Below are 7718 nucleotides of genomic sequence, written 5' to 3'. Positions count from 1 at the left end.
TTTTCGTCGGCGTGGTTGCCGGGGGCGCGGCCACCGCCCCCGCCTGGCTGGCCCTCGTCTCCGCGGGGTCCGCGCCGCGGGGCGCACGCCGGGGAATGGCGATCCACTCCGTGACCGGCCGGATCCCGTGCAGCGCGTTGACCAGCCACACCTCACGGCCGTCCAGCTCGGCCAGGGTCCGCTCCCGGTGGGCCAGCCGGATCCCGGCCCGCTGGGCCCGCTCCTGGATCAGGGCGACGGTCACCCCCGGCAGGACGGGCAGCTGCGGCGAGGGCAGGCACAGGGTGCCGTCCTCCCACCACAGCACGCTGGCGGTGGCCGCCTCCAGCACGATCCCGGTGGGCGCGACCAGCACCGCCTCGTCCGCACCGGCCCCGGTGGCCCGGCCGCGCACCCGGGCCAGGACGTCCAGGTCCGGCCCCTTGCGGCGGGGGACGGTCCGCGGGTCCGACTGGCCGGCCGCCCACACCCGCACCCCGGACCCCAGCGGCGGCGCATGGCGCAGCCGTAGCCGCAACTCCTTGGATCCGGGGGCGAGTTCGACCCGGGGGAACCACGCGCCGGTGCGGGGCAGCGCGGCCGTCATGTCCTGCCAGAACTCCAGCAGCCGGCGCAGCGGCGGCCCGTCGCACGCGCCGCAGGACCGCAGGAAGCGTTCCCGGTGCCGGCCGAGGTCGCGCACCCTGCCGTCCCGGACCAGCCAGGAGTCCGCCACGAGCAGCCGCCCGCCGGGCCCCGGGTCCTCGGCGGGCCGCAGCCCTCCCGCCGGCGACCAGGCCAGCAGCCCTTCCCCGAACGTCAGTTGTGAGCCCACGCCCGCCTCCTCGATTCTCAGTACTTCCGGCCCGCCAGCGCCGGCGCCCCGTGCCGGGGACCGTAGGGCGCGTGCTCCAGCCAGGACCCGCAGGACGGCAGGACCGGCGCCAGCGCCGCCGCCGCGCGCTGCCGCAGCCGGACGATCCGGCGCCGGGGCCGCAGATGGTCCAGGGCGACCCCGGCCGCCTCGCTGTTGAACAGGCCCGCGGCCCGCCGTACCGCCGCGAACTCGGCCACGGTCCCGGTCGCCACCGCCTCCGCTGCCGCCGCCGAGTCGGCGATCCCGCTGTTCATGCCCCGCGCCCCGAACGGCGGGAACAGATGCGCGGCCTCCCCGACGAGCAGCACCCGCTCGTGCGGGTCGGTGAAGGAGGCCGCGACCTTGCGCAGGAAGCGGTACGTCGACACCCACAGGACCCGGTCCGCGTAGCCCTCGCCGACCACCCCGGGCAGCCAGCCGCGGACCGCCTCCTGGGTGCCGTACTCCTCCGCCCGGTCCCCGGCATGGCACTGGAGGTCCACCTGGAAGCCCCCGGTGAACGGCACCCGCATGACACTGCGGCCGCCGACGCCCGGATGCTCGTAGTGGAAGACCCGCTCCAGGGGCAGCTCCGCGCCCGGCCGGTCGGCGACGTCGACGACGACATGGAAGCCCTCGCCGTGCGTGCCCTCCATGGGGATGCCGAGCCCGGCCCGCACGGCCGAGCGGGCGCCGTCCGCGGCGATCACGTACCCGCACGCCACCTCCCGCCCGTCCGCGCAGCTCAGCGAGGCACCCGAGGCGGTGGTACGGACGCCGATCACCCGCGCGTTCCAGGCGAACTCCACCCCCGCCCGCTCGCACGCGTCCCGCAGGAAGCGTTCGGTGTCCACCTGGCGCAGGCTGGTGAAGGGCGGCCGGCCGGAAGGGGGCGGGAAGGTGCGGGAGTACACCTCCCGCCCCCGGTACAGGGTGCGCCGGGTGTGCCAGGTCCGGCCGTACGAGGTGATCTCCCCGGCCAGCCCCGGCCGCATGGCGTCGAGCAGCGCGAGGGTCTCGCGGTGCACGAACAGGGCCCGGCTGCCCGGCCGTTCGCGGTTCTCCGGGTCCGCTTCGAGGAGCAGCACCGGCAGCTCCCGCGCGCGCAGCGCCAGCGCCGCCGACAGGCCCACCGGACCGGCGCCGACCACCACGACCGGGGTCGGGGTCATGCGCGGACCCCCTCCGCGAGCATCCGGGTGATCTCCACCCGCTTCACCTTCCAGGTCGCCGTCATCGGCAGCTCCTCGAACCGCCACTGCCGGGGCTCCGCCATCGCGGGCAGGTCGGCGGTCGCCTCCTGCCACCGCCGCGGATCCAGCGGCCGTTCGCCGCGGACGCACACCACCGGCACCGGCTCGCGGTCCGCGCCCGGCACGATGACCACCTCGCGCAGCTCCTCCAGCCGGTCCATCAGGGTGTCCTCGACCTCCAGATTGCTGTGCACCGAGTCGATCTGGTCGATCTCGCGGTCGATCAGGTACAGGGCGCCCAGCCGGCTCCGGTACCCCATGTCGCCCATCTGCCACCACTCGCCGTCCAGCTGGCGCTCGTACTGGTCGCGGGCGCCGAGGTAGGTGAGGATCCGGCCCCGGGTGCGGGCCTCGATCCGGCCGGGCCTCCCGGGCGCGGCGGGCAGCCCGTCCGGGCCGGTGACGCGGACGCGGGTGAACCCCGGAATCCCGATGCCGACCCGCCGCCCGTCCGCCCGGGCCACGCTCCGGCGCGTGAACCACTGGAAGGCGACCGGACCGGTCTCGCTCTGCCCGTACAGCTGGATCAGCCAGGGCGCACGGCGCTTCGAGGCGCCGAGCAGCCGCCGTACCGTGCGCGGATGGATCGCGTCGAACGTCGAGCCGTACGACTTCACGCGCGACAGCGGGGCGCCGGGCGCGTCCGCCAGCTCCTCCCACAGGACGAAGGTGTTGGGGTGGGTCTCGACGATGCCGGGGCGGTGCCGGGCCAGCATCGGGCCGACCTTCGCCGGGTCCGGGTCGGTGATGAGCAGCAGGGGGCTGCCGAAGTGCAGCAGGACGCCCAGCAGATGGTAGAAGCGCGAGTGCACGAAGGACATGTGCAGCGCGGCGACCTCGCCGCGGGTGGGCCAGCCCATCGCCTGCTGCGGGACCAGCCGGTTCCACATGGTCTGCGGGCAGTGCACGGCGAGCTTGGGGACGCCGGTGGTGCCGGAGCTGTGGGTGATCAGGGCGGGTTCGCGCGGGTGCAGCCGGATCGGCGCCGGGACCTCGGCCCCGGAGTGCTCCGCGAGGGAGACCGTGCCGGGGGCCGTGTCGACGGTCAGCGTCTGCCGTACCAGGCCCTTGACGTCCAGCCCTCGGAGTTTCGCCGCGTCCGTGACCAGCCACGGCTCCCGGAGCCTGCCGAGCAGCTTGCCGACCACCTCGCCGGCCAGCATGGGGGAGAGCAGCACGGGCACCGCGCCGATCCGGGAGATCGCGCAGGTCAGCAGCACGATGTCGACGTTGTCGGTCTTGTGGACGACGACCTGCTCGGCGGGCCGTACCCCGGCCGCCCACAGCCGCCCCGACAACTCGTCGACGGCGTCGGCGAGTTCCGCGTAGCTCAGCCGCACGCCGAGGTCGGGGTGGGTGTCCAGCGGCCGGTCGAGGGTGACGAACACCCCGCCGTGCCGCTGGGCCGCCCGCCGGAAGAGCGGGCCGAGGTAGAAACCGCGGTCGCCGATCAGGGACACCTGCGACTCCTGCATGGAGACGTTCCTTTCCGAGGCGGTCATGGTCACCAGGCGCCCTGGCGGACCAGATGGCGGCGCAGCTTTCCGGTCGGGGTGCGGGGCAGGGAGGACAGGAGGCTGACACTGCGCGGCACCTTGAAGGCGGCCAGGCGCTCCCGGGCCAGCCGCAGCAGCTCCTCCTGGAGCCCGGCCGGCGCCGGGGTGACGGCGGGTACCACGAAGGCGCGCAGCCGGGTGGAGCCGGTCCCGTCCGGCACCGCCGCCACCGCGACCTCCCGCACCGCCGGATGGGTGCGCAGCACGGCCTCCACCTCCAGCGGGGAGACGGTGATCCCGCCGACCATCTCCATGTCGTCGGTGCGGCCCAGGTGCCGGTAGCTGCCGTCGGGTTCGCGGACCGCCCGGTCGTGGGTGGCCAGCCAGCCGCCGACCAGGGTCCGCGCGGTCTCCTCGGGCCGGTGGAGATAGCCCGGTGTCACCGTGGGCCCGCGCACCCACAGCTCGCCCTCGTGGCCGTCGGGCACCGGCCGTCCGTCGCGGTCGCGCAGTTCCACCTCGAAGCCGGGCACCGGACGGCCCACGGTGCCCGGGTGGTTGTGGTCCAGGCTGTTGGCGCAGAAGGCGTGCCCGGCCTCGGTGGAGCCGATCTGCTCCAGCACCGGCGCGCCCAGCAGCTCCGTGACCCGCGCCCCGAGCCCGGCCGGCAGCCCCTCACCGGCCGACACGGCGGCCCGTACGGAGGCGAAGCAGGCCTGGTGCTGCCCGGTGCCCCGGTCCGCGACCAGCGCCGCGTACGCCGACGGCACCGAGTACAGCAGCGTCACCCGGTGCCGGGCGATCAGCTCGTCCACGGCGGCGGGCGTCGGGCGCCGGTCCACCAGGACCGCGCTCGACCCCGAGAAGAGCGGGAAGACGAAGGCGTTGCCGAAGCCGTAGGCGAAGTACAGCTTGGACACCGACAGGGTGACGTCGTTCGGGCCGATGCCGAGCAGTGGCCAGCCGATGAGGTCGTGGTACGCGGCCGGGTGGGCGTGGGTGTGCACGACACCCTTGGGCCTGCCCGTCGTCCCCGAGGTGTACTGCACATACAGCGGGCCGTCCGCGTCGACCGGGTGGACGGGCGCCGGTTCGGCGGCGGGCGCGAGCGCGAGCAGCTGGTCGGCGCCGAGGACGGGGTGGCCGATGAAACGATCCTCCAGGCCCGGTCCCGTCAGACACAGCGCGGCCCCGGTGTCGGCGGCCATGAACGCGTGGTCACCGGCGGGCAGTTCGGGGTTGACCAGGACGGCGACGGCCCCGAGCCGGGCGACCGCGAGAAAGGCCACCACCCAGGCGATCCCGTCCGGCAGCGCCAGCACCACCCGGTCGCCGGGGCGGACCCCCTGCGCGGCGAGGACGGTCGCGGCCCGCGCCCCGAGGTCGTGCACCTCGCCGTGGCTCCAGGCGCGATGGCCCTGGTGGAAGGCGGGCCGGCCGGTCCAGCCGCTGCGCTCGGCGAGGTCCGCCAGCCGGCCGGCCAGGTTGACGGTGTCCGTGCGGTACAGGGGCAGCGTCATCGGGCGGCCTCCTGCACGGCGTCTGCCGCGGCCGTCGCGGTGTGCTCCCGCAGCGCCCGCATCTGCGCGGCCGTCTTCAGCAGCATCTCGTCGTACTCGGCGGCCGGATCGGAGTCGAGGACGATCGCCCCGCCCGCGCCCAGCCGCAGCCGGCCGTCCGCGATCACGGCCGTACGGATCACGATGTTCAGGTCCGCGCCGCCGCTGCACCCGAGGTAGCCGAGCGCCCCGGAGTACACGCCCCGGGCCTCGGTCTCCAGCGAGTCGATGATCTCCATCGTGCGCAGCTTCGGCGCGCCCGTCATCGAGCCGCCCGGGAAGCAGGCCCGCACACAGTCCACGGCGTCCGTCCCGGCCCGCAGCCGCCCGGTCACCGTCGACACCAGCTGGTGCACGGTCGCGTACGTCTCGGTGGCCATCAGCCGGGGCACCCGGACGGATCCGGTACGGCAGACCCGGCCCAGGTCGTTGCGGAGCAGGTCGACGATCATCAGGTTCTCGGCGCGGGTCTTGGCGTCCGCCGCCAGCGCGTCCCGCAGCCGGTCGTCCTCGTACGGGGTCGCCCCGCGCGGTGCCGTCCCCTTGATGGGCCTGGCCTCGGCCACCCCGTCCCGGGTGATCCGCAGGAACCGCTCCGGCGAGGAACCGGCCACGTCCAGGTCGCCGAAGCGCAGGAAGGCCGCGTACGGCGCCGGGTTGACGCGGCGCAGCTCCCGGTAGAAGGCGTAGGGGTCGGCCGGGGCGGGCAGGTGGGCCGCGTCGGTCAGACAGACCTCGTAGCTGGTGCCGGCCCGCAGCTCCCGCTGGCAGGCCTCGATGTCCGCGAGGTACGTCTCCCGGTCCCGCACCAGCCAGGGCTCGGCGGCCTCCAGGTCCGATCCCCCGGCGGCGGAGGCGGCGGGCGGGGCCGGGCGGCCGCCCGGGGCCAGGAAGGTCAGCTGGGCCAGGGTGGCCTCCAGCCACTCCTCGGCCTCCCGGGCGGCCTGCGGGGTGTCCTCCGCCAGGCAGACCGCGTAGGTGACGTCCTCCTCGTGGTCCACGGCGAGCAGCCGGTCCGCGAACAGCCAGCAGGCGTCCGGGGTCTCGGCGCGGTGCCGGTTCGGGGAGCCGCAGTCGGCCTTGGTCTCGTACCCGAAGTAGCCCACATAGCCGCCGGTGAAGTCGAAGGGCAGCCCGTCGGCGTCCACCCGGCGGCTGGTCAGCTGCCGCTTCAGGTAGTCGAAGACGCTCGCCGACACCTTGCGCGCCGGCCTACCCGCCCGCTCCACCTCGCACCGCCCGGCCGTCACGTCGTACCGCACGAACTCGGCCAGCGGACCGCTGTCGTCCCCGAGGAACGAGAACCGCGACCGGCTCCGCTCGACCAGCGAACTGTCCAGCCAGAAGGAGCGGGCCGAGCCGGCGAACAGCCGCCCGAAGGCCGCCTCCGTGTCCACGGCACCGGCGATCTGCCGGGTGTGGAGGCGGTGAGCGGGGCGGGGGTGGGTTCCCTGCCGGGGGCGGTCGCCTTGGCGAGGATGGGTTCCCTGCCGAGGGCGGTCGTCCTGCCGGGAGCGGTTCCCCTGGGGGAGGTCCCCTCGGGGGCGGTCGCCCTGGCGGGGGCGCGGGATGGCCGCGGTGGGGACTGCGGGGGGTGTGGCGGGTGTGGCCTCGGCGGCGGCGGGTGCGGTTGCGGGTGAGGCTGCGGTGGGCGTGGCCGCGGGCTCGGTGGGCACGGCCGGTGCGGCCGGTGCGGCGGATGTGGCGGGTGCGGATCCCGCCCCCGGCGTGGCCGCCGAGGAGCCGAGCGCATCGGGTGCGGAGCCGGGCCTGGAGGGCGCGGACCCGGGTGTGTCGGGCGCGGAGCCGAGCGCACCTGTCCCTGAGCCGAGCGCGCCGTTCCCTGCGTCGACCGGACCTGTCCCTGAGCCGAGCGTGCCTGTTCCGGGCTCGGGCCTGTCCGTTGCCGGCCTGGGCCTCGGTATCACCGCTGAGGTCGGGGGGACGGCGGTGTTCTTGGTGCGGGCGCGGCGGGCTCGGCGGGCGGTGAGGTTGCGGAAGTTGACCAGCATGCGGTGGCCGTACTCGGTGAGCACCGACTCGGGGTGGAACTGCACGCCCCACAACGGCCGTTCGCGGTGGCGCAGGCCCATCAGGACGCCGTCCTCGGCCCAGGCGGTGGCCTCCAGGGCGGCGGGCAGCGGCTCGTGCACGGCGAGGGAGTGGTAGCGCACCGCGGTGAAGTCCTGGGTCAGTCCCTCGAACAGGTCCCGCCCGTCGTGCCGGACCCGGGTCAGATGCCCGTGTCTCGGCTGCGGTGCGGGCGCCACCCGGGCCTGCTCGCCGAGCGCGATGCCCTGGTGGCCCAGGCACACCCCGAGCACGGGGACCGTGGACTCGGCGATCACCCGGGCGCTGATGCCGAAGTCACGGCCGTTCCCCGGATGGCCGGGTCCCGGCGACACCACCACGTTGTCGAACTCCGCGAGTAAGGGGAGACCAGCGAGTGTCTCTCCCCCTTCGTCATTGCGGATCACCACCGGTTCCTCGCCGTTGACCCCGGCGATCAGCTGGAACAGGTTGTACGTGTACGAGTCGTAATTGTCGATGAGCAGGGTCTTCACCCGCCCACCTC

The 7718-nt window shown here is 75.0% G+C and carries 5 protein-coding genes; all 5 read right to left on the bottom strand.

Annotated features, from left to right (window positions below):
* A partial coding sequence (locus ACGFZS_RS13180; RefSeq protein ID WP_393795156.1) for an aminotransferase class IV occupies positions 1–814 on the bottom strand: 814 nt, incomplete at its 3' end.
* A gap of 17 nt (positions 815–831) precedes the next feature.
* Positions 832–2007, bottom strand: coding sequence for an FAD-dependent monooxygenase (locus ACGFZS_RS13175; RefSeq protein WP_393795155.1), 1176 nt, complete (start codon positions 2005–2007; stop codon positions 832–834).
* Positions 2004–3563 (bottom strand): class I adenylate-forming enzyme family protein, encoded by a 1560-nt coding sequence (locus tag ACGFZS_RS13170; protein WP_393795154.1) that lies wholly within the window; start codon positions 3561–3563, stop codon positions 2004–2006. Before ACGFZS_RS13170 ends, ACGFZS_RS13175 begins: the two co-directional genes overlap by 4 nt.
* A 29-nt stretch (positions 3564–3592) precedes the next feature.
* Positions 3593–5104 carry an AMP-binding protein gene (locus ACGFZS_RS13165; protein WP_393795153.1) on the bottom strand — a complete coding sequence of 504 codons (1512 nt, stop codon included), beginning with the start codon at positions 5102–5104 and terminating at the stop codon, positions 3593–3595.
* Positions 5101–7707 (bottom strand): aminodeoxychorismate synthase component I, encoded by a 2607-nt coding sequence (gene pabB / locus ACGFZS_RS13160; protein WP_393795152.1) that lies wholly within the window; start codon positions 7705–7707, stop codon positions 5101–5103. Before pabB ends, ACGFZS_RS13165 begins: the two co-directional genes overlap by 4 nt.
* Positions 7708–7718: the final 11 nt, after the last annotated feature.

This window comes from Streptomyces sp. NPDC048288, assembly GCF_043201555.1.
GTDB lineage: Bacteria > Actinomycetota > Actinomycetes > Streptomycetales > Streptomycetaceae > Streptomyces.
This window is presented reverse-complemented; position numbering and strand designations above follow the sequence as displayed.